At 60.4% G+C, this 25,670-nt stretch carries 25 protein-coding genes; 18 read left to right on the forward strand and 7 right to left on the reverse strand.

Going from position 1 to position 25,670, the window contains the following annotated elements:
- Window positions 1-21 precede the first annotated feature (21 nt).
- The 5 genes from WDN02_RS00235 (at window position 22) to WDN02_RS00255 (ending at window position 5,627) form a co-directional block, all read left to right on the forward strand.
- The gene (locus WDN02_RS00235) at window positions 22-774 is read left to right on the forward strand and encodes a CpaD family pilus assembly protein (protein ID WP_337291585.1); all 753 of its coding nucleotides are present in this window, start codon (window positions 22-24) and stop codon (window positions 772-774) included.
- Complete coding sequence (locus WDN02_RS00240) at window positions 771-2,015, forward strand: CtpF protein (RefSeq protein ID WP_337291586.1); 1,245 nt, start codon at window positions 771-773, stop codon at window positions 2,013-2,015. Before WDN02_RS00235 ends, WDN02_RS00240 begins: the two co-directional genes overlap by 4 nt.
- Before the next feature lie 146 nt (window positions 2,016-2,161).
- Window positions 2,162-3,613 (forward strand): CpaF family protein, encoded by a 1,452-nt coding sequence (locus tag WDN02_RS00245; RefSeq protein ID WP_337291587.1) that lies wholly within the window; start codon window positions 2,162-2,164, stop codon window positions 3,611-3,613.
- Window positions 3,614-3,647: 34 nt separating this feature from the next.
- Complete coding sequence (locus WDN02_RS00250) at window positions 3,648-4,628, forward strand: type II secretion system F family protein (protein WP_337291588.1); 981 nt, start codon at window positions 3,648-3,650, stop codon at window positions 4,626-4,628.
- 27 nt (window positions 4,629-4,655) lie between these two features.
- Entirely contained in the window at window positions 4,656-5,627 is a 972-nt protein-coding gene (locus WDN02_RS00255) for a type II secretion system F family protein (protein ID WP_337291589.1), read from the forward strand.
- Window positions 5,628-5,696: 69 nt separating this feature from the next.
- Here WDN02_RS00255 and WDN02_RS00260 read toward each other — a convergent pair whose 3' ends face one another.
- Window positions 5,697-6,557 carry a tetratricopeptide repeat protein gene (locus tag WDN02_RS00260; RefSeq protein WP_337291590.1) on the reverse strand — a complete coding sequence of 287 codons (861 nt, stop codon included), beginning with the start codon at window positions 6,555-6,557 and terminating at the stop codon, window positions 5,697-5,699.
- 242 nt (window positions 6,558-6,799) lie between these two features.
- Between WDN02_RS00260 and WDN02_RS00265 the strand changes: the two genes are divergently transcribed.
- A complete protein-coding gene (locus tag WDN02_RS00265; RefSeq protein ID WP_337291591.1) occupies window positions 6,800-8,191 on the forward strand; it encodes a leucyl aminopeptidase family protein in 1,392 nt (463 codons plus the stop codon).
- Window positions 8,188-9,039, forward strand: coding sequence for an NlpC/P60 family protein (locus WDN02_RS00270; RefSeq protein ID WP_337291592.1), 852 nt, complete (start codon window positions 8,188-8,190; stop codon window positions 9,037-9,039). Before WDN02_RS00265 ends, WDN02_RS00270 begins: the two co-directional genes overlap by 4 nt.
- On the opposite strand, the gene WDN02_RS00275 is transcribed toward WDN02_RS00270, so the two are convergent.
- Together WDN02_RS00275 and WDN02_RS00280 are read right to left on the reverse strand one after the other, a co-directional pair.
- Window positions 9,026-9,475, reverse strand: a complete 450-nt coding sequence (locus WDN02_RS00275; protein WP_337291593.1) for a cytidine deaminase — start codon at window positions 9,473-9,475, stop codon at window positions 9,026-9,028. The two genes, WDN02_RS00270 and WDN02_RS00275, sit on opposite strands and share 14 nt — an antisense overlap.
- A 59-nt stretch (window positions 9,476-9,534) precedes the next feature.
- On the reverse strand, window positions 9,535-9,825 hold the full coding sequence (locus tag WDN02_RS00280; protein WP_337291594.1) for a hypothetical protein: 291 nt from the start codon (window positions 9,823-9,825) through the stop codon (window positions 9,535-9,537).
- Between the two features lie 155 nt (window positions 9,826-9,980).
- Here WDN02_RS00280 and WDN02_RS00285 point away from each other — a divergent pair, with 155 nt between their 5' ends.
- The gene (locus WDN02_RS00285; protein ID WP_337291595.1) at window positions 9,981-10,379 is read left to right on the forward strand and encodes a ModE family transcriptional regulator; all 399 of its coding nucleotides are present in this window, start codon (window positions 9,981-9,983) and stop codon (window positions 10,377-10,379) included.
- Here the strand turns inward: WDN02_RS00285 and WDN02_RS00290 are convergent.
- Both WDN02_RS00290 and WDN02_RS00295 read right to left on the reverse strand, forming a co-directional pair.
- Window positions 10,309-10,806: a TOBE domain-containing protein gene (locus tag WDN02_RS00290; protein WP_337291596.1), complete on the reverse strand. Its 498-nt coding sequence runs from the start codon at window positions 10,804-10,806 to the stop codon at window positions 10,309-10,311. The genes WDN02_RS00285 and WDN02_RS00290 overlap by 71 nt on opposite strands.
- 68 nt (window positions 10,807-10,874) lie before the next feature.
- Window positions 10,875-11,639: a TSUP family transporter gene (locus WDN02_RS00295; protein WP_337291597.1), complete on the reverse strand. Its 765-nt coding sequence runs from the start codon at window positions 11,637-11,639 to the stop codon at window positions 10,875-10,877.
- A gap of 214 nt (window positions 11,640-11,853) precedes the next feature.
- On the opposite strand from WDN02_RS00295, the gene typA reads away from it, so the two are divergent.
- Window positions 11,854-13,671, forward strand: coding sequence for a translational GTPase TypA (typA, locus tag WDN02_RS00300; RefSeq protein WP_337291598.1), 1,818 nt, complete (start codon window positions 11,854-11,856; stop codon window positions 13,669-13,671).
- 15 nt (window positions 13,672-13,686) lie between these two features.
- Here typA and WDN02_RS00305 read toward each other — a convergent pair whose 3' ends face one another.
- The gene (locus tag WDN02_RS00305; protein ID WP_337291599.1) at window positions 13,687-14,145 is read right to left on the reverse strand and encodes a PTS sugar transporter subunit IIA; all 459 of its coding nucleotides are present in this window, start codon (window positions 14,143-14,145) and stop codon (window positions 13,687-13,689) included.
- 410 nt (window positions 14,146-14,555) lie between these two features.
- Between WDN02_RS00305 and WDN02_RS00310 the strand changes: the two genes are divergently transcribed.
- Both WDN02_RS00310 and WDN02_RS00315 read left to right on the forward strand, forming a co-directional pair.
- On the forward strand, window positions 14,556-15,872 hold the full coding sequence (locus WDN02_RS00310; RefSeq protein ID WP_337291600.1) for an outer membrane beta-barrel protein: 1,317 nt from the start codon (window positions 14,556-14,558) through the stop codon (window positions 15,870-15,872).
- A gap of 153 nt (window positions 15,873-16,025) precedes the next feature.
- The gene (locus tag WDN02_RS00315) at window positions 16,026-16,979 is read left to right on the forward strand and encodes an IS630 family transposase (RefSeq protein ID WP_337291601.1); all 954 of its coding nucleotides are present in this window, start codon (window positions 16,026-16,028) and stop codon (window positions 16,977-16,979) included.
- Window positions 16,980-17,273: 294 nt separating this feature from the next.
- On the opposite strand, the gene rmuC is transcribed toward WDN02_RS00315, so the two are convergent.
- Window positions 17,274-18,449, reverse strand: coding sequence for a DNA recombination protein RmuC (gene rmuC, locus WDN02_RS00320; RefSeq protein ID WP_337291602.1), 1,176 nt, complete (start codon window positions 18,447-18,449; stop codon window positions 17,274-17,276).
- 181 nt (window positions 18,450-18,630) lie between these two features.
- Between rmuC and WDN02_RS00325 the strand changes: the two genes are divergently transcribed.
- From WDN02_RS00325 to ptsN, 7 genes are all read left to right on the forward strand, one after another.
- A complete protein-coding gene (locus WDN02_RS00325; RefSeq protein WP_337291603.1) occupies window positions 18,631-19,980 on the forward strand; it encodes a globin-coupled sensor protein in 1,350 nt (449 codons plus the stop codon).
- A 145-nt stretch (window positions 19,981-20,125) separates the two neighbouring features.
- The gene (gene def / locus WDN02_RS00330) at window positions 20,126-20,698 is read left to right on the forward strand and encodes a peptide deformylase (protein WP_337291604.1); all 573 of its coding nucleotides are present in this window, start codon (window positions 20,126-20,128) and stop codon (window positions 20,696-20,698) included.
- A gap of 4 nt (window positions 20,699-20,702) precedes the next feature.
- Window positions 20,703-21,659: a methionyl-tRNA formyltransferase gene (fmt, locus tag WDN02_RS00335; RefSeq protein ID WP_337291605.1), complete on the forward strand. Its 957-nt coding sequence runs from the start codon at window positions 20,703-20,705 to the stop codon at window positions 21,657-21,659.
- Window positions 21,660-21,738: 79 nt separating this feature from the next.
- On the forward strand, window positions 21,739-22,539 hold the full coding sequence (truA, locus tag WDN02_RS00340; RefSeq protein ID WP_337291606.1) for a tRNA pseudouridine(38-40) synthase TruA: 801 nt from the start codon (window positions 21,739-21,741) through the stop codon (window positions 22,537-22,539).
- A gap of 122 nt (window positions 22,540-22,661) precedes the next feature.
- Window positions 22,662-24,206, forward strand: coding sequence for an RNA polymerase factor sigma-54 (gene rpoN / locus WDN02_RS00345; protein ID WP_337291607.1), 1,545 nt, complete (start codon window positions 22,662-22,664; stop codon window positions 24,204-24,206).
- A gap of 225 nt (window positions 24,207-24,431) precedes the next feature.
- Window positions 24,432-25,040 (forward strand): ribosome-associated translation inhibitor RaiA, encoded by a 609-nt coding sequence (gene raiA, locus WDN02_RS00350; RefSeq protein ID WP_337291608.1) that lies wholly within the window; start codon window positions 24,432-24,434, stop codon window positions 25,038-25,040.
- 115 nt (window positions 25,041-25,155) lie between these two features.
- A complete protein-coding gene (ptsN, locus tag WDN02_RS00355; RefSeq protein WP_337291609.1) occupies window positions 25,156-25,620 on the forward strand; it encodes a PTS IIA-like nitrogen regulatory protein PtsN in 465 nt (154 codons plus the stop codon).
- The last annotated feature ends 50 nt before the right edge of the window (window positions 25,621-25,670 follow it).

A 25,670-nucleotide genomic window follows, 5' to 3' on the forward strand; every position in this document is an offset into this window, starting at 1 on the left:
TCTGGGGAAATGGACCGAACCATGCCGACCTTGTCGAAAAAAGTTGGGAGCCGCTGGACAGGCTCAGTCTTCGTCCTCTCATTGCTTCCGCTCAGCGTGGCAACATTGCTCGGCGGATGCGCGAACAACGTAGACCGCATGCGGACTTCGTCCATCGCCATGGACGACTATCGCAACCGTCATCCGATCGTGCTTGCCGAGGCCGCCCAAAAGCTCGACATCTTCCCGCCGCCCGAGCTGCGTGGACTTGATCGTCGCACATACGCACAAGTCGCTGAATATGGTCGCCGTTATCATTACAACGGCCAGGGCCCCATCCAGATTTTCGTTCCGACAGGGGCAAACGGCGGGGTAAGCCCGTCGACGATCCAATCAATCCGCCGAGCCCTCGCCGCCGGGGGCGCCTACGCCCCTCTTCAAGTCACAACTTATCCGGTCGTCAATGGCGGTCTCGCCTCGCCTTTGCGCCTCAGCTTCTATGGGCTCAAGGCGAAAGTCGCCGATCCATGTGGCCAATGGCCAAACGACCTCGCGTCCGGCGGTGGCGTGCAAGGCTGGGAGAACAAGCCGTATTGGAACTACGGCTGCTCCTACCAGAATATGATGGCCGAACAGGTCGCCGATCCGCGCGATCTCGTTGGTCCACGCGCCGAAGATCCAGCTGACACCGAAATGCGGGCGCACGCCATCGACAGCATCCGCAAGGGCGTTGATCCGTCCACGGATTGGAAAGTCAAAAATACTGCCATCAGCAACGTTGGGATCGACCAATGACCGAGGGACACGACCCTTCGCTTGAGCAAATCGCGCCCGTTCCGCGCATTTCGATGCAGGCGTTTTGCGAGACGACCGAGATGGCGCAAGTCATCCAGGCGGCGATCGACGACCGGCGCATGGAGAAAGCGCACGTCAAGCTGCACATGGGCGGCCCCGCCGCTGCAATCGAGGCCTATCGCTCGGCCCCCACCCCGAACGTGATCTTCCTCGAGGCGACGGCCAAACGCGAAGAGCTGGTCCAATATCTGTCGGCACTCGCCGAATTCTGTGACGCCGGCACCAAAGTGGTCGTGACCGGGCGGATGAACGATATCGTGCTTTATCGCGATCTGATGGCGCGCGGTGTCAGTGAATATCTCGTCGCACCGTTCACGGTGCTCGATTTCATCCGGGCAATTTCAAAGCTGTATACGAGCCACGGCGCCGATCCTGTCGGCAAAGTCGTGGCCTTTGTCGGCGCCAAAGGCGGCGTCGGCGCCTCGACACTCGCGCACAACGTCGCCTGGTCGATCCCACGCGATTTCGAAATCCAGACCGCCCTTGTCGATCTCGATCTTGGCTTCGGCACCGCCGGGCTGGACTTCAATCAAGACCCCCCGCAAGGTATCGCGGAGGCGGTCTTTGCGCCAGACCGCGTGGATTCCAACCTCATCGATCGGCTGCTGTCCCGCTGTGGCGATAAGCTTGGCCTCCTGGCTGCGCCTGCCACACTCGACCGCATGTACGATTTTCCCGAGACCGCTTTCGATTCGATCGTTGACATCCTCCGGGCTTCGACGCCCTGCGTCATCCTCGACATTCCGCACGGCTGGACGGCCTGGATACGGCGGATGATCGTGGGTGCCGACGAAGTGGTGCTCGTCGCCGCGCCAGACCTCGCCAATTTGCGCAACACCAAAAGTCTCCTCGATACGATCCGGGCTGCCCGGCCGCACGATGCCAAACCCAAACTCGTCCTGAATTTTGTCGGCGTGCCCAAGCGCCCGGAAATCGCGGCGGCGGATTTTGCCAAGGCGGTCGATCTTGAGCCGACCGGCCTCATCAATTTCGAACCAAAGCTTTTCGGGACCGCGGCCAACAATGGTCAGATGATCGCGGAAGTGGAGCCCACGAGCAAAGCTAACGAGACAATCCTGGATTTGGCCCGCGCGGTCACCGGCCGGCCGGATATGCGCAAGGCCAAGAAGGACCTTCTTGAGCCGCTCAAGTTGAAGTTGGGCTTGAAGCGGGCCTCATAATACTCGGCCCTCCGGCCGGATTTTTCGCATCGCGTTAAATCCGAAGGGTATTTTGTAGGAATTTTTTTAGGGCTTAGGCGATCTTTTAAGCCGACGCCGACAGAATGCGTGCGCGCCGCGTGGCGTCCACGAAAGAGGAGCAAGGCATGTTTGGCAAGCGGTCGTTCGCTAGCGAAAACGCACCCGTGCGTGCCGCAACGCCCGCGGCCGCGATCAGCAACTTTCGCGGCGTGACCGACACGGTGCGCAAGGCACCACCCGTCACCATAGACCCGCCGACTGCCCCGCCGCCTACGGTCCAGGAAGCGCCGCGTTCCGACGAATATTACGTTACGAAAAGCATGATTTTCGGCGCCCTGATCGAGGGCATCGATCTCTCGCAATTGGCGCGTCTCGATGCTGACAGCGCACGCGAAGAAATCCGCGACATTGTCAACGAGATCATCGCGATCAAAAACATCGTAATGTCAATTTCCGAGCAAGAGGACTTGCTCACCGACATCTGCAACGACGTTCTGGGCTACGGCCCGCTTGAGCCGTTGCTCGCCCGCGACGACATCGCCGACATCATGGTCAACGGCGCGACGCGGACTTTTATCGAAGTCAGCGGCAAGATCCAGCTAACAAGCGTGCGTTTTCGCGACAACGCCCAGCTCATGAACATATGCCAGCGGATTGTGAGTCAGGTCGGCCGCCGCGTTGACGAGGCCTCACCGATCTGCGACGCGCGCCTCGCCGACGGCTCCCGCGTCAACGTCATCGCGCCGCCGCTCGCCATCGACGGACCGGTCCTGACGATCCGTAAATTTCGCAAAGACAAACTCACGCTCGATCAGCTGATCCGCTACGGCTGCATATCGCCCGAGGGCGGCGAGATCCTGAAAATCATCGGCCGCGTCCGCTGCAATGTTCTCATCTCCGGCGGTACCGGCTCGGGCAAAACAACGCTGCTTAATTGCCTGACCAATTATATCGACGATGGCGAACGCGTCATTACCTGCGAAGACGCGGCCGAATTGCAATTGCAGCAGGCACACGTCGTCCGGCTTGAGACGCGGCCGCCGAGTCTCGAAGGCACCGGCGCGGTGACGATGCGCGACCTGGTCAGAAACTGCCTACGTATGCGCCCCGAGCGTATCATCGTCGGCGAAGTGCGCGGACCTGAGGCATTCGACCTGTTGCAGGCGATGAACACGGGCCATGACGGCTCGATGGGCACCGTCCACGCGAACTCCCCGCGCGAAGCCCTGAGCCGTATCGAATCCATGATTACGATGGGCGGTTTCGCCCTGCCGCAGCGTACCGTCCGAGAGATGCTTGTCTCGTCCATCGACGTGATCATTCAGACCGCGCGTCTGCGCGACGGCTCGCGCCGCATTACGCATGTGACCGAGATCATGGGCCTCGAAGGCGATGTCGTGACCATGCAGGACCTGATCCTCTACGACATCGACGGCGAAGACGCCTCTGGCCGTATCAATGGCAAGCATCGCTCGACAGGCATCGGCCGGCCCCGGTTCTGGGAGCGCGCGCGTTATTTTGGCGAGGAAGTTCGCCTTGCCGCCGCGCTCGACGCCAGCGAAGTGAGGGAACCATGAGGGTAATGCCGTCAGTCGCGTCGCGAGGCTCAAAATGACGCCAATGCAAGCCCTCCTCTCGGCCTTCCTCGCGGCGATCGCGGTCGGCGGCTTCGGCTATGTCTTCGCCTATCCCTTACTGAGTGGCGAACGCAAAGCGGAGAAACGGCAAGCTGCCTACACGTCCGCCACTGCCACGCGAAAGGTGAGTGACAAGAACGTCGAATCTTCAACGCGGCGCAAGCAGGTTGCGGACAGCTTAAAGGAAATCGAGCGCAGAAATGCACGCAAGCGCGTGAGCCTCGACGTCAAGATCTCGCGCGCGGGTCTGCATATTTCGCGGCAGATGTTCTTTGTCTACTCTGCGGTTTCGGGGCTGGTGTTCGGTGCGCTGTTTTATGCCTTGAGCCAACAGATCTATCTTGCCGGCGCCGCGGCTGTTGCCGGCGCCTTCGGATTACCTCATTGGTTCCTGGGATTTCGAACCAAACGGCGTTTGAAAAAATTCGTCAATCTCTTCCCGGAATCGATCGATATCATTGTCCGCGGCGTCAAGGCCGGCCTGCCGCTTGGCGATTGCCTGCGCATCATCGCGACTGAAGTCGACGAGCCGGTCCGCAGCGAATTCCGCCAGGTTGTCGAGGCGGCATCCATGGGACTTTCGATCTCCGAGGCCTGCGAGCGGCTGGCGACGCAAGTACCGATTTCTGAGACGAGCTTTTTCGCGATCGTCATCAACATTCAGCAGAAGGCAGGCGGAAATCTTTCCGAAGCTTTATCGAACCTTTCCGGCGTGCTGCGCGATCGCAAGATGATGGAAGGCAAAATCAAGGCTTTCTCGTCCGAGGCAAAAGCCTCAGCCATGATCATTGCGTCCCTCCCGTTCATCGTCGCCGGTTTGGTCTATATCACGAGCCCTGCCTACATTTCGCTTCTTTGGGAAAAGCCGAGCGGTCAGCTCGTTCTCGCGGGGAGCGCGATCTGGATGTCGATCGGCGTATTCATCATGAACAAGATGATCAGCTTCGACTACTGACGCTGGGTTTCTCACAGGCGGACGGCCATGGACGATCTGATTCAAACATTGCTCGACCGGCAAACGATCTTGGCGGCCCTTGTCGCAATCGCGACATTCGCCACTATTCTAACGGTCACCATTCCGCTCTTTGAGACGGACCGGTTCAGCCGACGCATGAAGATCATCGCCTCCGAACGCGAGCGTATCCGTGCCCGTGAACGCGACCGGCTGAACGAATCGAAAATCAGTCTGCGCCGGCAGCCCAAAGCCTATATGAAAAACATCGTCGATCGCTTCAATCTGTCCTCATGGCTTGGGACGGATAAGGCGAAAAAGCAGATGATCATGGCCGGCTTCCGGGGGCCGCAGGCTGAGGTTGCCTTCCTCTTCTTCCGCCTTATCACGCCAATCACTCTGTTCTTGCTGACGCTTCTCTACCTCTTCTTCCTCAGCAATTTCGGCTGGTCGAATATTATGAAAATTGGCGTTGCAATCGGCGCCCTGTACGTTGGCCTGAAAGCGCCGGAAATCTATATCAGCAATACCATCGCCAAACGACAACAGTCGATGGGCAGGGCCGTGCCGAACGCGCTCGATCTCATGCTCATCTGCGTTGAATCCGGCATGTCGATCGAACCGGCGTTCCGCAAGGTCTCGCAGGAAATCGGCGCCCAATCCGTTCCGCTCGCCGAGGAACTGACTCTGACGACGGCTGAACTTTCTTATCTGTCGGATCGGCGGCAGGCTTTTGAAAATCTCGGCGCCCGGACTGGCCTCGACTCATTGAAGCAGATTTCGACCGTGTTGACGCAAGCGGAACGCTACGGCACGCCTCTCGGTCAGGCGCTCCGCGTCGTCGCCGACGAAAGCCGCCAAAAACGCATGAGCGCAGCGGAAAAGAAAGCCGCCGCATTGCCGCCAAAGCTCACCGTGCCAATGATCCTGTTCTTCTTGCCGGTGTTGTTTGCCGTGATCATCACCCCGGCGATCATCCAGGTCCAGTCGTCGATGCGCTGACGTATCCCGGGCCTTCGGGAGCGGTGCGCGGCGACCGAGATATCGAATTATCGAGACAATGATCGCGGCCTAGTCGGCCGCGCCGACCTGTGTCGGGCGCAGATCCTGCGGGTTCTGCTGCGCATTTTGTTGCGTCTTTGCTTTATCGAGCCGGGCGTAATGACGGATCCGATGCGATGCCGAAGCCACTTTTGGCTTGTCATAGCTTTGGATCTGATTCCAGGTATCCGACTGAGCAATCATTTGCCGGATCGACGCGACATTCTCGGCTGCGTCGACGGGCGCCAGATCTTCTTGCGCAACGCCTTGCGCTGCGTTGAATTTGCCTTCGAGCGCCAGGACGAGTGCAAGATTTTGCCGGACGCGCGTGTCGGCGCCGGGCTGTGCCACGGCAAGTTGCAATGTCTGCTCCGCCTCCGGCAATTGCTTAGATAAAGCGTAAGAAAGCCCGAGGTTGGACAACACCGCCGGCTGGTTCGGCACAATCTTGAGCGCCGCGCGATAATAATCTTGCGCCTGATCGTGATCGCCGAGTTGATCCGCGACGGTGCCTTGCGCCGAAAGGATAGACCAATTGGGCCGATCTGGCGTGTGCGCCTCGGGCAGGACGCTCGCGGCCTCCTGCAAACGCCCGTCCTCGACCAGCGCCTTGCCATAGGCGCCCAGCACTTGCATATCTTTTGGATATTTTGCAGCGAGCCTTTGTGCGACGGCGACAGCCTGGTCGTAACGGCCGCTTGCCCGCAGCGCACGTGCATAGGCCATCGCGGTCGCTTTGTCGTAGGGTTCCTGATCGTAACGTTGGCCGAGGTCCTCGGTATAACGCTGCAATTGCGCGCCAGAGGTCGGCGGTACGCTGTCTTGCCCGATTGAGCCCGTGATATCGCCGACGCCAGGAGTTTGACAGGCCGCCAGGCAAAGCGCGGCCAAGACTAGAGCGGCCGGCGTAACCCCTTTACCGGCCCACGACGCCCTCGCGAAAGTGGCAGATTGCCTTGTGGCGCGAGACTTGTTGGCGCTAGACCTGCGCATCGCCAGACCTTTCTATTCCTACCGCCTGTTAGAAATAAAAAGTTAACCCTAATAAAGCGTTAAGAAGCCTAACCAGCGCTTTAACGGGCTGCGTGAGGACATGGCTTCGCGTAAGTTCTGGCGCTCGCACGGAGAACCTGATGCCCTTTTTCGACAGCTCCCCGCCCGCCGATACGGCGCCGATTTATTTCGTCACGCGGGAGACCTGGACCGACATTGCTGCGGAATTGCCGGCGCCCGCCGCGCACTTTGCCAAAAGTTCGAAATTCGAGCCGACCCCGGGCGCGTGTCTTATTCTTCCGGACGCCGACGGCCGGATTGCGAGCGTGCTCTTCGGACTTGAAGCTCAATCGGCGCATCATCGCGATCCGTTCCTGCCCGGTAAACTCGTCGCCGCGCTGCCGGCGGGCGTCTATCGTTTTGCTAATGCGCCGCATGATACGTCGCTTGCCGTCCTCGCCTGGGCTCTCGCCGCCTATCGATTCGATCGCTACAAAAAGAAGAAACAGAATCAGCCGCGCCTCGTGCCGCCGGGCGATATCGATGTCGCACGGATCAAGACCCTTGCCGCCGGCGTGACGCTTGGGCGCGATCTCATCAATACGCCGGCAAATGATCTTGGCCCCGACGCACTCGAAGTGGCGGCGGTAACACTCGCCGCGCAATTCGGTGCTGAAGCTGCGATCACACTGGGCGACGATCTGCTGAAGGAAAATTTTCCGCTGATCCATGCCGTCGGCCGCGCGGCGGAGAAGCCGCCACGACTTGTCGATTTTTCATGGGGACCGGAAGACGCGCCGAAAGTGACGCTTGTCGGCAAAGGCGTCTGTTTCGACACCGGCGGCCTCGACATCAAACCGTCGAGCGGCATGATCCTGATGAAGAAGGATATGGGTGGCGCGGCGACGGCATTGGCGCTGGCGCATTTCATCATGGACCGTGGCCTGCCGATCCGGCTGCGCGTGCTGCTGCCGATCGTCGAGAACGCAATTTCCGCAAGCGCCATGCGGCCAAGTGATATTTATCCAAGCCGGAAAGGCCTGAGCGTCGAGATCGGCAACACCGACGCCGAAGGTCGGCTGATCCTGGCCGACGCGCTGACGCTTGCTGATGAAGATGCGCCCGAACTCTTGTTCGACTTCGCGACGCTCACCGGCGCCGCCCGCGCCGCGCTCGGCCCGGATCTGCCGCCCTTCTATACCGAGGATGAAACTCTCGCGGTCGAAATCGCGAAATTCGGTCACGCGGCGAACGACCCCGTCTGGCGGCTGCCGCTCTGGGCGCCGTATGACAAATTGATCGACAGCAAGACGGCCGATGTCAGCAACAGCGGGACCAGCGGCTTTGCCGGCTCGATCACCGCCGCGCTTTTCCTGAAACGTTTCGTGGAAAAGACGAAATCGTGGACGCATTTCGATATCTACGCCTGGACGCCGAGCGCGAAACCGGGTCGGCCCGAAGGTGGTGAAATCCAGGTCGCGCGGCTGCTCTTCGATCTACTCGAGAGCCGCTACGGAGCGCGCGCGTCGTGAGCAGCTTCGATGCGCGACTGACGCCGGCGCGGCCCGATCTCGCTGCCGCGCATTTACGCGGCAAGTTCGAAGCCGCGCACTTTGTCGAAGGCAGGAAAATGCGTCTTCGTGCAGAGATTGCCGATCTGCGTCGTGCGCCGACCGTCGAGGCGCCGATCGATACCCAAGTGCTCTTTGGCGAAGCGGTGACGCTTTATGATGAGCACGAAGGCTGGGCCTGGGTGCAACTCGCGAGTGACAATTACGTTGGCTACATGTCGCGCGATGCTCTGGCCGAGGAAGAATCCGCGCCGACGCATGGCGTCATCGTCAATCGTACTTTTGTGTATCCCGCGGCAAATATGAAATTGCCCCTCCAGGGCGCGTTGCCACGCGGCGCGGCCTTGCGCGTCGGCGAGACAACGAATGATTTCACTCGGCTTGCGAACGGTGGCTTTGTCTTCGCCACACATCTCGCGCCGCTCAGCGACATGGCCGCTGATTTCGTCGCCGTGGCGGAAGATTATCTCGGCAGCCCTTATCTCTGGGGCGGTAAAACGAGCCTCGGTATTGATTGTTCCGGTCTCGTGCAAATCGCGCTCGCGGCAGCGGGCCATGCCGCGCCACGCGACACCGATCTACAGGAAACCGCGCTCGGCCACGCGCTGTCCATCGACGAAAAGCTCGAACATCTGCAACGCGGCGATCTCATCTTTTGGAAAGGCCACGTCGGCATCATGCGCGATCCGCGCACGCTGCTGCACGCAAACGGCCATCACATGCTTGTCGCATCGGAAACATTGGCTGAGGCCCGCGCGCGTATCCTGCAAAAAGGCGCGGGCGAAATTACATCGATCAAACGGCTCTAGCAGGTTCGCTCTCCAACGTCTGGCGATCGAAAGCCTCCGGCAAAAGCGCGGCAAATCTGACGCTCTTATGCACGCCGTCTGGTCCGGCGCTATGCACGACGGCATCTTCGGTCGCAAATTCCGCAATGCGTTGACGACACGACCCGCAAGGCAGAATTCCACGATCGCAATCCGCCACGACGAGAACATCGGAGATCTGCCGGCCACCCGCGGCGACCATCGCGGTAATCGCCCCCGTCTCGGCGCAGCATCCGGCCGGATAGGCAGCGTTTTCGACATTACCGCCGGCAAAGATCTGTCCGTCTGGCGTGGCGACCGCCGCGCCGACAGCGAAATGCGAATAAGGCGCATACGCGTTCTCGCGCGCCGTAAGGGCGGCGGCGAAGAGCTTGTCGAGCGCCGCTTGCGAGATTTTATTTTCGGAAATCACGTTCATGAGCTTTGCCGGGGTGGGGCCACGGCGGACATCATACTGGGGTCGGCCGGAACCGGAAACTAATTCTCATCCGCAAACACGCCGCCACGTTGCTCGGGCGGGATGTTGTATAGTGGGATGACCCGGATGTGGTGATGGACCGGCGTCTCGACAACTACAGTTTTCTGGACAACGGGCTTACGCGCCTCTGCGACCGCCTCGTTTGGCGAAATCCGCAGAGCTGCCATCGAAATCATGCAAAACCCCAGTGCCAAAGCGGCGATGACGCGCTGTTGCCGGCGTTCGCGCCGAAGCAGCGGATTGTCGTGCTGCGGATGGCGGCGGCTGGGATAGAGGGCTTCGATCGACATGGTCTCAACCTTTCATGCACGCCCTCCTAACCCCATCTATCCTGTGCAGTTCCGTGCGCTTTCGCACCAGCCGCGGCGATATAGGCTCGATACGGCAAGCGACAGGCACGCTCGAGTTCGTTACACTGGGGCCCTGCGAAGGATTGGAACAGGATATGGACGGGGAAGCTGCCGCGCGGGTCAGTGTGGAAATCAATTTTCCCAATGGCGGAGTTTTCGGCCGCGAAGAAATCCTGCTGATCGACGCGATCCGTGCGCAACGCTCGATTATCGGTGCCAGCCGCGCGCTTGGCCTCTCCTATCGCAAATGCTGGCTGGTCGTCGACGCGCTGAACCGGACGTTTGAGAGTACGGTCATCGCGACCTATCCCGGCCGGCGCGGCAGCGGCGCCGAAATCACCGCCTTTGGCGAGCGGCTCGTCGCGCTATACCAGTCAATCGAGCGCCACGCCGGGGCTTCGGCTGAGAAGTCGCTCGCGGAAGTTACGGCGTCTCTCGACTGGAATTTCGATCCGAAGGCCAGGAGCGTGGTCGCGGGGCGCGATCTGGCCTGACGCCACGGCCGGAAATGGCCACGGCCTTGATCATCGCCCAGGCCTTGAGCCCCGGCACCAAAGCCAGCCTGCCGACCGATTCGCGGGTGATCAGCGAATGCAGCCGCGTTTTGCCGAGGCTGAACGTGGCGCGGACATAGGGCGGTGTCAGAAATTCGATCTCGTCAATCGCACCAGGCAGACGGTTGGTGATCGAAACATCCATCGGCCGAGATAGCGCGATCGAAACATCGCGCGCATCGATCTTCACCACGACGCTGCTGCCGACCGGCAGATCGACCATCGGAAGGCGCAACTCGCCGTCATCGAAGAGCAGGCTCGTCAGCGCCAGCTCCGGGTCGTGACTCAGGATACGGGCGAACACGGTCGTTTCGAGCAGCGGCGGCCCGCTCGGCGTCTTCTCATAATCGGCTGGAAGATTCTGCATCGCTCCGCAATCCCTGCCCACTTTTCGCGCGCGACAAAGCGGACGTCAATCACGGAGCGCCTATGGGGCTAGAGGACAGGCAGATAACCTTTCTGCCAGGCATAGCGGAGGAGCATCGCGAAGCAGACGCAAACGATCAGCGGCCGGATCAGACGTGCGCCGCCGCGGATCATCACGTGCGAGCCGACCGTCGCGCCCAAAATCTGGCCGCAGATCATCACCGCCCCAAAGGCCCAAACCACCTTTCCGGCGAGGAGAAAGAGAACCAAAGCGCCGAGATTGCTGCCGAAATTGAACACTTTCGCAGCGACCGTGGCCTTGAGCAGTGGCTCGCCTCGCAGGGCGACACCCGCGAGCGCAAAGAAAGAGCCGGTGCCCGGCCCCAGAAAGCCGTCATAGATGCCGATCGCCGGCACAATTGAACGAAGATAAGCCGCCCGACTGAGCCGCGCCTCGCCGCCGACCTCTGCTGCCCGCGGGGCAAAGAGGAAATAGAGCGCGATCGTGGCGAGGACGAGAGGAATGAGAATATCGAGCGCCGCTGCGTTGGCGATCTTGACCGCCAGCGCCCCGAGGGCCCCGCCGACGAAGGCGGCAACGAAACCCGCTTGGATCTCGCCGACAGAAATCTGGCCCTTCCGCAACAAGACGGCTGTCGCTGACAGGGTCCCGAACGTGCCCTGGAGCTTGTTGGTGGCAAGAGCCTGTAACGGCGGTAGCCCGGTCAGCAGCAGCAACGGGACGGTGATCAAGCCGCCGCCCCCGGCGAGCGTATCGACAAAACCAGCAATACCCGCCCCCGCCCCCAGCGCAGCCAGCGTTTCAATATTCACCAAGACGACGCCAACCCCTGAGACGGTTTTGCCACCAGTTTCCAAATCAATCCGATTCGTATATGTGATGCTGCAATTGCGAAAGGGCCCACCATATGTTGGGGGCCGGGTTGGCCTTTCCGCCCGCGACTTTCCGTAGAAATACGTGTGTCATACCCATGCGCGATCCTGCCGCAGCGCGGCGCGCGCGTTGAACGCTGGATTTGAGATTTCAATGAACTTGCGCAATATCGCCATTATCGCCCACGTCGACCACGGCAAAACGACTCTCGTCGATCAATTGCTTCGCCAATCCGGCGCCTTCCGCGAAAATCAGCGCGTCGCCGAGCGCGTGATGGATTCCAACGATCTCGAAAAAGAGCGTGGCATCACCATTATGGCGAAGGCGACCTCAGTCGCTTGGAAGGACGCCCGAATCAATATCGTCGACACCCCCGGCCACGCCGATTTCGGCGGTGAGGTCGAACGCATCCTGTCGATGGTTGATGGTGCTATCGTGCTTGTCGACGCCTCGGAAGGGCCGATGCCGCAGACCAAATTCGTCGTCGGCAAGGCGCTGAAGATCGGCTTGCGGCCCATCGTGGCGATCAACAAGGTCGACCGCCCCGACGCGCGCGTCACCGAAGTCATCAACGAGGTTTTCGACCTCTTCGCCGCGCTGGACGCGACCGACGAACAGCTTGATTTCCCGATCCTTTACGGCTCCGGCAAGATGGGCTGGATGGCGGAAAGCCCGGAAGGCCCGAAAGAAGACATGGCCCCGCTCTTCGACATGGTGCTGCGGCATGTGCCGCCGCCGACCGTCGAAGAAGGCAGTTTCCGCATGTTGGGCACGCTGCTGGAGGCTAATCCCTATCTCGGACGACTCGTGACCGGCCGGGTGTTCGCGGGCAGCGTCAAGCCGAATCAGTCGGTGAAGGTTCTCGACCGCAAGGGCAATGTCGTCGAGACGGGCCGCGTGTCGAAAATTCTCGCCTTCCGCGGGATTGAGCGGACGCCAATCGACGAGGCGGAAGCTGGCGATATTGTCGCCATCGCAGGCCTTGAAAAATTCAACGTCGCCGACACGCTCGGTGCGCCCGACGTGACAGAGCCGCTGCAGGCGCAGCCGATCGACCCGCCGACCCTTTCGATGACCTTCCTCGTCAACGATTCGCCGCTGGCCGGCACCGAAGGCGACAAGGTCACAAGCCGCGTCATCCGCGCTCGTCTGGCGAAAGAGGCGGAGGGCAATGTCGCGCTGCGCGTCGAGGATTCGCCGAGCGGTGAATCCTTCATCGTGTCAGGCCGCGGCGAATTGCAGCTCGCAATTCTGATCGAGACGATGCGCCGCGAGGGATTCGAACTTGGCGTCTCGCGGCCGAAAGTCGTGCTGCAGAAGGACGAATCGGGCCAACTTCTCGAGCCGATCGAGGAAGTGGTCATCGACGTCGACGAGGAGCATTCCGGCGTCGTCGTGCAGAAAATGGCTGAACGCAAGGCCGAGATGATCGAGATGAAACCGTCTGGCGGCGACCGGCTGCGGCTCGTCTTCCACGCCCCAACGCGCGGTCTTATTGGCTATCAGAGCGAACTGATGACCGATACGCGCGGCACCGCGATCCTCAACCGGCTGTTCCATGAATACGCGCCCTACAAGGGCGAAATCGCCGGCCGCCGCAATGGCGTCCTCGTCTCCAATGACCAGGGCGAGTCCGTCGCCTATGCGATGTGGAAGCTCGAAGACCGCGGCCCGATGATGATCGAGCCGGGTCAGAAGGTCTATCGTGGCATGATCGTCGGCGAGCATACGCGCGACAACGACCTGGAGATCAACGTCCTCAAGGGTAAGCAGCTCACCAACATCCGTGCTGCCGGCAAGGATGAAGCGGTGCGTCTGACGCCGCCGATCAAGATGCCACTGGAACGTGCGCTTGCCTACATTGAGGACGAGGAGCTCGTCGAGGTGACGCCGAAGTCGATCCGCCTGCGCAAGGCGATACTCGACCCGACTGAGCGCAAGCGCGCCGTGCGGACGAAGGAAAGCGCGTAATCCAGCTCGGTCAGTTCAGACGTCTTCGGGGCCGCTTGTCAGAAGCGCGTGCAGGACGGCGGGATCGTTGGCGAGACGCAGCCGCTTGGCGATGTCCTGATCCCGGATCCGCCTCGCGATTGAGGCGAGGACGGTGACGTAATTGACCACCGAATTCGCCGGAATCAGCAGGAAGAAGATGAGATCGACCGGCTTTTCGTCGGCGGCCTCGAAGGGAATTGGTCGGCCGAGCCGGGCGAAAAGACCGTAAAAGCGGCTTAGCCCGTCGATTCGCGCGTGCGGAAGGGCGAATCCCTGCCCGAGGCCGGTCGAGCCAAGCTTCTCGCGCGCCGTGATGGCACCCAAGATCGTCTCTTGTGGAATCCCGAGGGCGACGCTGGCCCGACGCGAAAGTTCGCGCAGCGCTTGCGTTTTGTCGGTAGAGAAAAGCTGCGGAACGATATCCGCACGATCCAAAAATTCGCGAATTTCCATTGAAACTGCCAGCCGAGACTTACTCGGCGCCCCGAAGACGAGCGCCTATATTGCAATTATTGCGGCGCGGTCACTGGCGGGCCTTATAGACCTTAATGCAGGGAGAGAATAGGCCACTCGCGGCGCGAGTCGCTGCGGCGCAACGCTGCAATCGCCGCCTCTATTCGAATCGATCGCGCCTATTCTCTGGAAAACTTAGTATCCCTTTAAGAAAAACGAGGCGCTGACGACTATTATCCGCGCAAAATCTGCCGTTTGCTCAGGCAACTTGGCGCGATAAGCGCCTATCCGTTGCACGAAAGCACCGCCCCCCTGAAAAGCAAGAAGAAACAGCGAACTTCGATTGATCGGCGCTCGCCCCTGTGTAGTTTTGAGACGTTAGAAAATGGGTACTTTTGGGGGCAACAGAAATGTCTTTTTCGCGCAGATCTTCACTCATATCGGCGCTCTGTGCGGGCACGATCCTCGGCGTAACAAGCGGGGTCGCTGCGGCCGCCGATCTGCCGACGGACAAGGCTCCGCCCGCGCCGCCACCGACCTGGTGGTCGACCATCACCTACGGCGGCGAAATCGATGCCGGCATCATGGGCAACCCGGATAGCCCCGGCAGCGGTGAGAACTGGGGTCGCCTGTTCGACCAAACGGCCAATGAGCCGATGCTGAACGCCGGACTGTTCACGGTTTCGCGGGCGATTGGCTCGGCTGGCTATGACGTCGGCTTCACGATCCAGGGCGAGTTTGGTACCGACGCGCGGTTCACCCATTACCTCGGGCAGGACGCGTATTGGATCAATTCCAAGTACCAGTTCAGCTTCCTGCAGGCCAATGTGGCTGTCCATACGCCCTGGCTTACCCCGGGCGGTATCGACTTCAAACTCGGTGAGTGGCCGACGCTGGAAGGCGCCGAAGTCATCGATCCGGCCGGCAATTTGTTCTATTCGCACTCGTATATCTTCAACTACCCGGAGCCCTTCGAAGACTTCGGCGTGTTGGCGATTACGCACATCAACCCGACACTTGATATCTATACGGCAGTGTCGAGCGGTCAATCGACGACGCTGGTCGCCTATCACGGCGACAACAATGACGCACCGGCCTTCGAAGGCGGTATCGGCCTGAACAAGCTGTTCGGTGGCTCGGTCACGGTTTTGGCGACGACGCACATCGGTCCAGAAAACGGCGCTGGCATCCCCGGTACGCCGTCCTTCAATGACGCCGCCAACAATGCGCTGGTCTTTGAAAACGACCTCGTCGTGACATGGAACGCCACCGACAAGATCACCATCACGGGTGAAGGTAATTATACCAAGAATGACCTTTTCCCCAACGACGAAACCTATGGCGCCGTCGGTTACATCTCCTATCAGACCGCTTGGGACTGGCTGAAAATCAACGGCCGCGCCGAAGTATGGCGTGACAACGCCGGTGGTTATGCCACAGGCTTTCCGGGAAATTTCTCCTTCGTGAATGCTCAGCGCGGTATCTGTAGCGATTGTATTTCTCAGGCCCCGACCACCTATCTCGAATTGACCGCCGGCCTTAACATCACTCCGACGCTGCCGTCGTCGATCCCCTTCATCAAGTCGGTGATTTTCCGGCCGGAAGTTCGCTACGACGCGTCGCTCAATAGTACTACACCGTTCGACGCCCCTATTGCGGCTCCTGGCGTACTCGGAACGAAATCGGACCAAGTCACGATCGGTGGCGACGTCATCGTGAAGTTCTGATCTCTCTCAAAGAAACAATCCTAAACGCCGGCCTCAGGGCCGGCGTTTTTTTTGCGTTTTTGCCGCAACCTAGAGCGTCGGGCATTCAGATTGAATCGAGGGATTCCCTTTGAGGGAGGCTCGTGATTCACTTCCGTTCGGAGGTGATTTGCGATGCCGAAGGCCTATTCGCTCGATTTGCGTGAACGCGTTGTTCGGTTTGTCGAAGTGGGTCAGTCACGGCATGCGGCGGCGGCTCACTTCGAAGTCTCTGTCTCCTTTGTGGTGAAGCTGATGACGGCCTACGCCAGGAGCGGCAGCTTGCAGCCCAAGCCCAGCGGAGGGCGGCGCCATGCCAAGCTCGAACCGCATCGCGCCTTTCTGCTGGCCCGGGTCGCCGAGAAGGACGATATCTCGATGCCGGAACTGACGGGCGAACTCGCCGCGGCGACGGGGACGCGGGTCGATCCATCTTCGATCTCGCGCTGGTTCATTCGCAACGGCTACAGCGTCAAAAAAACCCTGCTGGCCAGCGAGCAAGATCGTCCTGACGTCAAACAGGCGCGCGACGAATGGATGAACACGCGCCAACCTCGGATGCGGCTTGAGCCGCAGCGTCTCGTCTTCATCGACGAGACCGGCACCACCACGAAGATGACGCGCCCACGCGGCCGTTGCCTCAAAGGACGCCGGCTGCGATCCAAGGCGCCGTTCGGCCATTGGAAAACCCAGACCTTCGTCGCCGGCCTGCGCTGTTATGGCCTCACCGCGCCCTTCGTCATCGACGCCCCGATGAACCGACGCATCTTCGAGACCTATGTCGAGAAAGAACTCGCGCCGACCCTCGAAAAGGGCGATGTCGTCATCTTGGATAATCTGTCGGCCCACAAAAGCGCAGCCGCCGAGAGAGCCATCCGTGCCCGCGGTGCCTGGATCCTCTTCCTGCCGCCCTACAGCCCCGATCTCAATCCGATCGAGATGGCCTTCGCCAAACTCAAAGCCCACCTACGCGCTCGCGCCATCAGGACCATCGACGGTCTTTGGCGGGCTATCGGCCAAATCTGCGACCTCTTCCAGCCCGAGGAATGCAGAAACTACTTCAATGCTGCCGGATATGGACCAACTTGAATGCACGAAGCTCTAGCGCGCTTGTAAGATTGGCCAGGCTGAGGTCAACCGATCTATCGGCTTCCCATCCGCGTAGTTACAAGCGGGCAACATCCTGACGTCTCGCCGCCCGGCAGCACGGGACCAGCCCCGCGCGGCTCTGCGCCGAATTTCCGAAAGTGTTAGCCGCGGCTAATCAATTGAAGAGGGAGTAGCACCCTCGGTTCGAGCGCCCCACATACGTGAGGGGCTGGAATCTTGCGCCGCTATCCTTCACCGCCCTGCTTACGAAACTCGGGGGCCCGATGCCGGCTTTCACTCCGCCGCTTTGCCGAGACCGCCCAGCGCGAACTCCGCTTGCGGCTTTGCTGACGGGCTTTGCTCAAAGTCGAGCATATCAATGCGCTCGCCGCTCTTGGCGATCTTATCGGCAGAAATGACGATGCCAGCGATATCCTCTTGCGCCTGGCCAAAATGCGCGCTGAGCTTGCCGACCCTTTGGCGCAGCCGCACGACATCCTCGACCAGCCGCCGTACTTCGACCTGGATGATATGCGCCTGTTCGCGCACGCGCGCATCGCGAACCAGCGCCTGCATCACCTGCACGGCCATCACAAGCAGCGACGGTGAGACGATCACGATGCGGTTGGTATGCGCCTTCTGCACGACGTCCTCGAAATGTTCGGCGAGGTCTGCGTAGAGCGATTCCGAAGGCACGAAGAGAATGGCGATGTCCTGTGTTTCGCCGGCGACGAAATAACGTTCCTTGATATCGGCGATATGCCGGCCGACATCGGCTCGAACCCGCGCGGCCGCAATCTTTCGCGCCTCGCCATCCTGCGCGTCTTTCAAAGCGACAAAAGCTTCGAGCGGAAATTTGGCGTCGACCACCATCACGCGATCATCGCCCGGCAAACGAATCACACAGTCCGGGCGGCAACGGTTCGACAACGTGTACTGAAATTCATAGGCGTTTCCCGGTAACGCATCGCGGACGATCGCCTCCATCCGTCCCTGGCCGAACGCACCGCGCGCCTGCTTGTTTGCAAGAATATCCTTCAGGCCGATCACTTCTTCGGTGAGGCCAGTGAGTCGCGCCTGTGCCGCGTCGATCACCGCCAGGCGCTCGTTGAGCTTGCCGAGGCTCTCGCTCGAATTGCGCGATTGATCTTCAAGACTGCGGCCGACGCGCGAGCCGACCGATTCGAGTTGCTCGGCAACAAAGCGCGCAAGGTCCGCCTGCCGCGAACCGAGAATCTCGCCCATGCTGCGCACGCGCCCCGTCACTTCCGCGTGAGCGCGCGCAAGGTCGGCGAGCTTTTCCTGCAAATCCGCCTGTCGCGCCACCGCCTCGGCCGCGTCGCGGCGGCGTCCGCTTGCGCCAAGACTCAGCGTCAAGACAAGCAGAACAAACGCCAATCCGGAGAGGCTCATCGCCAATATCGCGACGGAAACCGGCGTTCCAAATGCAACAAAGAGAATCTGACTCATATGCCTTCCTACCAGATCACGGAATGCGTGTGAACGAAGGCGGAACAGATTTTCGAGGACAAGCGGTGCTTGATTGCGGCATCCACATCGCAAGATGCGGTTTCGGCAGGGTTTTCGCACTGCGTTACGGCTCGCTTAATAAAATCCTCCTAGGATTAGCGCGCTCCAGATGGAAGTGCAGATGTCTTTGAAAGCTTCGCTCGCCGACCTCCGGCGATTTTACGGGATCGACGCGGAATGCGCCGCGATCCTCCGGCGCAATCGCGATTTTCTGTCGAGGGAATTCACCGCGGCGCTCGACCTGTTCTATCGAACCGCGCCGGCAATTCTGGGGATATCGTCGTATATTAACGATCCCGCCAGCGTCGCATTCGCACGCGAAAAATATCTGCGTCATTGGGAAATTATGATGCAGGCGCGATTCGCAGACGATTACGCGGATTCGGTCGCAAACATTTATCGCCTGCGCAACGATTTCGGAATCAATCTTCAGCTCTCAATGGGGGGCCGCAGCTTCATTCTGGCGCGCGTTCTCGAAGCCATTGCTTTGCGTTTGCCCCGCAAGCCCTGGGACTTCTCCTTGCGTCAACGCCGGGCGAAGCTCCAACTCGCCTATTTGCGCATCACCATGCTCGATCTGCTCATCACGATGGACGGTTATCTCGAAGCCGGCCAGGACGAGCGAACCCGCACGCTCAGCCATCTCGCCAAATCCTTCGAACATGCGGTCGGTGATATTGTTGCCGGTGTCACAGCCGCCGCCGGAGATTTGCGCAGCACTTCGGACGTACTGACCTTGTCCGCCGAGGAAACGACGAAGCAATCGATGGCCGTGGCCATCGCCTCCCGCGAGTCGGAAGCGCATGTCCAGGCCGTCGCTTATGCGACCAACCATCTTTCGCATGCGATCGGTGAAGTCAGCGCCCGGGTCCATGAATCCAATCAGGTTGCGCGGAACGCAGCCGACAAGGCTGATGAGACGCAGGATGCGGTGAATAGTCTTTCCGAAGCCGCCGAGCGCATCGGCGGCAGCGTCGTGCTGATCAGCAATATCGCGGCGCAGACCAACATGCTGGCGCTCAACGCGACGATTGAAGCCGCGCGCGCGGGCGAAGCGGGACGTGGCTTTGCCATTGTCGCGCAGGAAGTCAAAAATCTTGCGCTCGCGACCTCGCGGGCGACCTCGGAAATCGACGCGCAAGTCGCGGGCATCCAGGCCGCGACCCAACATGTCGCCTCGTTCATCGCCAGCATCGCGAAGACGACACAGCAGGTGAGTTCCATCGCGATCGCCGCCGAGACCGCGGTGGCGGAGCAGGAAGCCGCGACACGCGAGATCGCGCGGCGCGCCGAACAGGCCTCACTCGGCACCCACGAGACAACCGCGAATATCATCGGCGTGACCGACGCCGCGGGCAATGCCAACGCCGCAGCCAAGCAAGTGCTGGATCTTGCCACGCGCCTCACGCACCAGTCGGACCTTCTGGCCAAACAGGTGCGTGACTTTTTGACGATGGTGCAGGCCGCCTAGAGTTTCTTACCTTGACGAGTTTTCTTCACGCGAACCCACCCCCACTTCGCTCGAAAACGCTTTGAACGGCCTGAAATTGACCCGGCGCGGCGTGACGCCTATGTCTTGAGGCCAAGTTCGTTCAATCCGCTCAATTTTCTCCGCCATGGCCCTAAGACCGATACTCATTCTGCCAGATAAAAGGCTTCGTCAGAAAGCCCAGCCCGTCGCCGCTGTCGATGACGAAATCCGCGTGCTCATGGACGACATGCTGGAGACGATGTACGCGGCGCCAGGCATCGGCCTCGCCGCGACCCAGATTGGCGAGATGAAGCGCGTCCTCGTTCTCGACGTCGCCAAACGGCAGGAGGAAGAGGCGAGCGCCCACCCCATGGCTTTCGCAAATCCAGAAGTGCTTTGGACGTCCGACGAGTTCTCCACGTATAATGAGGGCTGTCTGTCGATCCCGGAGATTTACGAGGAAGTCGAGCGCCCGGCGCGGATCCGGGTCGGCTACCTCGACCGTGATAACAAGCGGCAGGAAATCGAGGCGGACGGCATTCTTGCGACGTGCCTGCAGCACGAGATCGACCATCTGAACGGGGTGCTCTTCATCGATCACATCTCGCGGCTGAAGCGGGAGATGATCTCGAAGAAATTCATCAAGGCGGCCAAGCGCGAAGCCGAGGATGCATCGGGCGAGCCGGAAGCCGAGGCCAAGCGGCAATCGGAAGGTTGAGCGCGTGCGCGTCATCTTCATGGGCACGCCGGATTTCGCCGCCCCGGTGCTGACCGAGATTGCCGCGCATGGGCACGATATTGCGGCGGTCTACACGCGGGCGCCCAAGCCCGCCGGACGGCGTGGCCTCGAAACCCTCCCCTCGCCGATTGCTGTCGCGGCAACGAAACTGGGCCTTCCTGTCTTCACGCCCGCTAGCCTGCGGACGGCGGAAGCCGCGTCGCTCTTCGCCAGCCACAAAGCCGATGTGGCGGTCGTCGTTGCCTACGGGCTCATCCTGCCGAAAGCCATCCTCGATGCGCCGGCGAAGGGATGCCTCAATTTGCACGCCTCGCTTCTGCCACGCTGGCGCGGCGCGGCGCCGATCCAGCGGGCGATCATGGCCGGCGACCGGGAAACCGGCGTCGCGGTCATGCGCATGGATGAGACGCTCGATACGGGGCCAGTCGCGCTAACCGAACGCGTGCCGATCGGGCCGGAAATGACGGCCGGCGAATTGCACGACGAGCTGTCGCGGCTGGGCGCCTGCCTCATGACTCGCGCGCTCGATCTCCTCGGCCGTGGCGCTCTGATCTTTACGCCGCAGGCGGAGACTGGCGTTATCTATGCGGAGAAAATCAGCAAGGCCGAGGCGCTGATCGATTGGTCACGTGACGCTAACGACGTGCATAATCTGGTTCGCGGGCTGTCGCCGTTTCCCGGCGCCGCTTTTCTTGCCGATTTCGGTAAGGGTGCCGAGCGGATCAAAGTTCTAAGCGGCCGGGTCATCGAGGCCCAAGGTCCGGCCGGCACGATCCTCGATGATGAGCTGACCGTCGCTTGCGGGCACGACGCGCTGCGGCTTTCGGAGGTGCAACGCGCTGGCAAAGCACCGATGCAGGCGGCTGATTTCCTGCGCGGCGCGCGACTGACGCGCGGCATGCGGCTTGGCGCTTCAGCCAGCAGTGGACATTCACATTGAATCGCCCCGCACTTTTTGCCCCTTCAATCGCATCAGACCTATCCGAAAACCGCTACGCACTTTTCGGTCCGACGCTCTGATGCCCCGCTACAAGCTCACGATCGAATATGACGGCAGAGGTCTGGTGGGTTGGCAGCGGCAGGCAAATGGCCCTTCGGTACAAGCGGCGATCGAGGCAGCCCTGACGGCGATCACTGGAACGCAAATCCCGATCCGCGGCGCCGGACGCACTGACGCCGGCGTTCATGCGCTCGGTCAGGTCGCGCATGCCGATCTGGCCCGCGACTGGCGCCCTGCCATTCTACGCGATGCGCTCAATGCGCATCTCAAGCCAGGCCGCATCGCGATCGTTTCGGTCGAAGACGTGCCCGATACATTCGACGCGCGGTTTTCCGCGATCCGCCGGCATTACGTCTACAGAATCATCAATCGCCGACCGCCGCTCGCCCTCGAAGCCGGGCGGGCCTGGCTCGTCAAGCGCAAGCTTGATGCGGATGCCATGCATGCCGCCGCGCAAGTCCTCGTCGGCCGGCACGATTTCTCGACGTTCCGCGACACCCAATGTCAGGCCAAAAGCCCCGTGCGGACGCTGGACCGGCTCGATGTCGTCAAGCGCGACGACCTCATCGAGATTTACGCCAGCGCACGAGCGTTCCTGCATCATCAGGTGCGTTCGATGGTCGGCTCGCTGGAACATGTCGGCGCTGGCAAATGGTCGTGGGGCGATCTTAAAGCGGCGCTGGAAGCGCGCGACCGCAGCCACTGCGGAATGGTCGCGCCGGCAGCCGGATTGTATTTTCTTTCGGTGGATTATCCTGCGCAGAGCGAAAATTCCGCGCCGCTGCTGGACACGCAATCGGAAAAATCGATCGAAAATTAATAAAAAATATCTGCTGCGGCCAAGCTTAGAGAGAAGACAAGCCTCAAAAGGTGCTATAAAAGTAGACAAGCAAAAAATGGGCCGAAAAAGCCGTCACCCGTGTTTGGGGGTTGTAAAGAGTAATGGCGCTCACGACCAAGCTCCTCCTCCGCCAGGGTCAATCCTTGGTGATGACGCCACAGCTTCTCCAGGCGATCAAGCTTCTGCAATTTTCCAACATCGAACTCGCTGCCTTCGTTCAGGACGAGCTTGAGCGCAATCCTTTGCTGGAGCGCGCGGAAGAGGCGCCGGATGTGGATTCTCCCGCTGACACCAACCACGCCGAGGCCGCCAGAGACGATGATTTCAACGAGGCCGGTGAGGTCGACTGGAACTCCGAGGCCTTCGCCACCGACCGCGGCACGCTGGAAGCCAGTCTCGGCACCGAACTGTCCAACACATTCGATGACGACCGCCCCCCGACGCCCGCCGAACATGCCCCGTCCGGCGAGGGGCTGCTGCTGTCGTCCAACTCCTGGTCCGGCGCCCCTGGCCCCGCGTCCGACAGTTCTGACGCGACCAATCTCGAGGCCTATGTCGCGGCCCAAACCAGCTTGCGGGAGCATCTTTCCGCGCAATTGGTGCTCGCCACCAAAGATCCGGTCGAACGGGTGATCGGCCAGGCGATTATCGATTCCATCGACGATTCCGGCTATCTGATGGACCCTCTGGCCGAGGTCGCGTTGCGACTCGGCGCGCCGCTTGAGCGTGTCGATAAAGTTCTACGAGTCATTCAGACATTGGAACCGGCCGGCGTCGGCGCCCGCAACCTCGCCGAATGCCTGTCGATCCAATTACGTGAGAAAGACCGTTTCGATCCGGCGATGCAGATGCTCGTCAGCCGTCTCGACCTGGTCGCCAAGCGCGACTACGCGGGTCTGCGCAAGCTTTGCGGCGTCAGCGCGGAAGACGTGACCGACATGATCGCCGAGATCAAGCGCCTCGACCCGAAACCTGGCCGTGTCTTCGGCGGCGGGGTCGTGCAACCGGTCGTCGCGGACGTCATCATCCGCGCCCTGCCCGACGGCTCCTGGCATGTCGAATTGAATTCCGAGGTTTTGCCGCGCCTACTCGTCAATCAGGTTTATGCAACGCGCGTCGCGCGCGCCAAAGCCAATGATGTCGATCGCTCTTTTCTGTCCAATTGTCTGCAGACCGCCAATTGGTTGACGAAGAGCCTCGAACAGCGCGCCCGCACGATTCTGAAAGTCGCGAGCGAAATCGTCCGTCAGCAGGACGCTTTCTTCGCGCATGGCGTCGAACACCTGCGACCGCTCAATCTGAAGGCGATCGCCGACGCCATCGGCATGCATGAATCGACCGTTTCGCGCGTCACGTCGAACAAATATGTTTCGACGCCGCGCGGCCTCTTTGAACTGAAATATTTCTTCACTGCCTCTATCGCATCGCACAGCGGCGGCGACGCTCACTCGGCGGAAGCGGTGCGGTTTCGCATCAAACAGATGATCGAGCACGAATCCGAAAACGATATTCTCTCGGATGATGCGATCGTAGAACGATTGAAAAAATCGAATGTCGAAATTGCGCGCCGCACAGTGGCGAAATATCGTGAAAGTTTGCGGATTCCGTCATCGGTCGAGCGTCGGCGTATGCGCAGCCTGCATTAAACTTCGAGCGTCACGTGAACTTTGAACATTTCCACAAAAGCTTGAAACGCTTCGCAAATAGCGCACTTGGCGTAAAGCGTTGCCGTTGCGTTCAGGCGGAGTTTTCCCCCTTTGCGCCATGCGCCGGCGGCGCCCATTGACTTCACCGCGCGAGGCTCCTAACCCTGAAGCAACTGCCGTAAACGGCGGATTGTGTTGGGGCGACAGTGGATTGGAGGTAAACCAATGACATTGCGCGTCTCTGGAAAAAATATCGATATCGGGGCTTCACTTCGCACTTATGTCGATGCGCGACTCGACCTTGTCGTCGTGAAATATGCGGCGGAACCGACGGGCGGTCATGTGACAATCGAACGTGAAGGCTCGGGCTTTCGCACCGATTGTACTTTACATCTCGACACCGGGATCACGTTACAGGCCGAAGGCGAAGCGTCGGACGCCTATACGAGTTTCAACAAGGCTGCAGATCGCATCGAGAACCGTCTGCGCCGGCAAAAGGATCGCAGCAAGGTTCGCGTCGCGAACGGTGCAGGCGAGTCGGCTTTCACGGCGCCACAATCGGAGCCGGTTGGTGCAACGGCCGAAGCAGATGATCTGGACGGCGCCAACCCGGCCGTCATTGCTGAATCCTTCACCGACATCGCAGACATGTCCGTGTCGGCCGCCGTGGAAAAGCTTGATGCCAGCGATTCGCCGGTCGTCTTCTTTCGCCATGCAACCGACCGCCACGCTAACCTCGTTTATCGCCGCGCCGACGGCAACATCGGCTGGATCGATCTCGGCAAGTCTAGTCTCGGCAAATCTGATCTCAGCAAGTCTGCAAAAGACAGCTAACTCTAACCTTCGAATATCGAGCCAATGCAGCCGATGGGCGCTTTCGGACCGATATTCTAGCGGTGCAAATATGGCTCTCTCTTCGATTGTCCGAAAGTTGGAAGTCAATATTCCCATGCGGCTTACTGATCTGATTGCGCACGACGCCATCATTCCTTCGTTACGCGCTGGGACCAAAAAACTCGTTCTGCAGGAGTTAAGCGAAAAGGCGGCCCGCATCTCTGGTCTGCCACCGCGCGAAATCTTCAATGCGCTCCTGCAACGTGAACGCCTCGGCTCGACTGGCACCGGCAACGGCGTCGCCCTGCCCCATGCGAAACTCAAGAAATGCCAGCGCATCTTCGGGATTTTCGCGCGGCTCGAAAAGCCGATCGACTTTGAGGCGATTGATGGCGAACCTGTCGATCTCGTGTTGATGCTTGTGGCGCCGGAATTTGCCGGCGCAGATCATCTGAAGGCGCTCGCGCGCGTCGCCCGCGTCCTGCGCGACGTCAGGATCGCAGCGAAGCTGCGCGCCGCGCGCGATCCCGCTGCGCTCTATGCCGTGCTGACTCAGGAACCCACGTCCAACGCCGCCTGAATCCGGATTTTCCGGGACTGGCATCACAGCCGGATGGACGCGACCTCAAC

Origin of the sequence: Methylovirgula sp. (assembly GCF_037200945.1) — a bacterium.
Classification (GTDB): Bacteria; Pseudomonadota; Alphaproteobacteria; order Rhizobiales; family Beijerinckiaceae; genus Methylovirgula.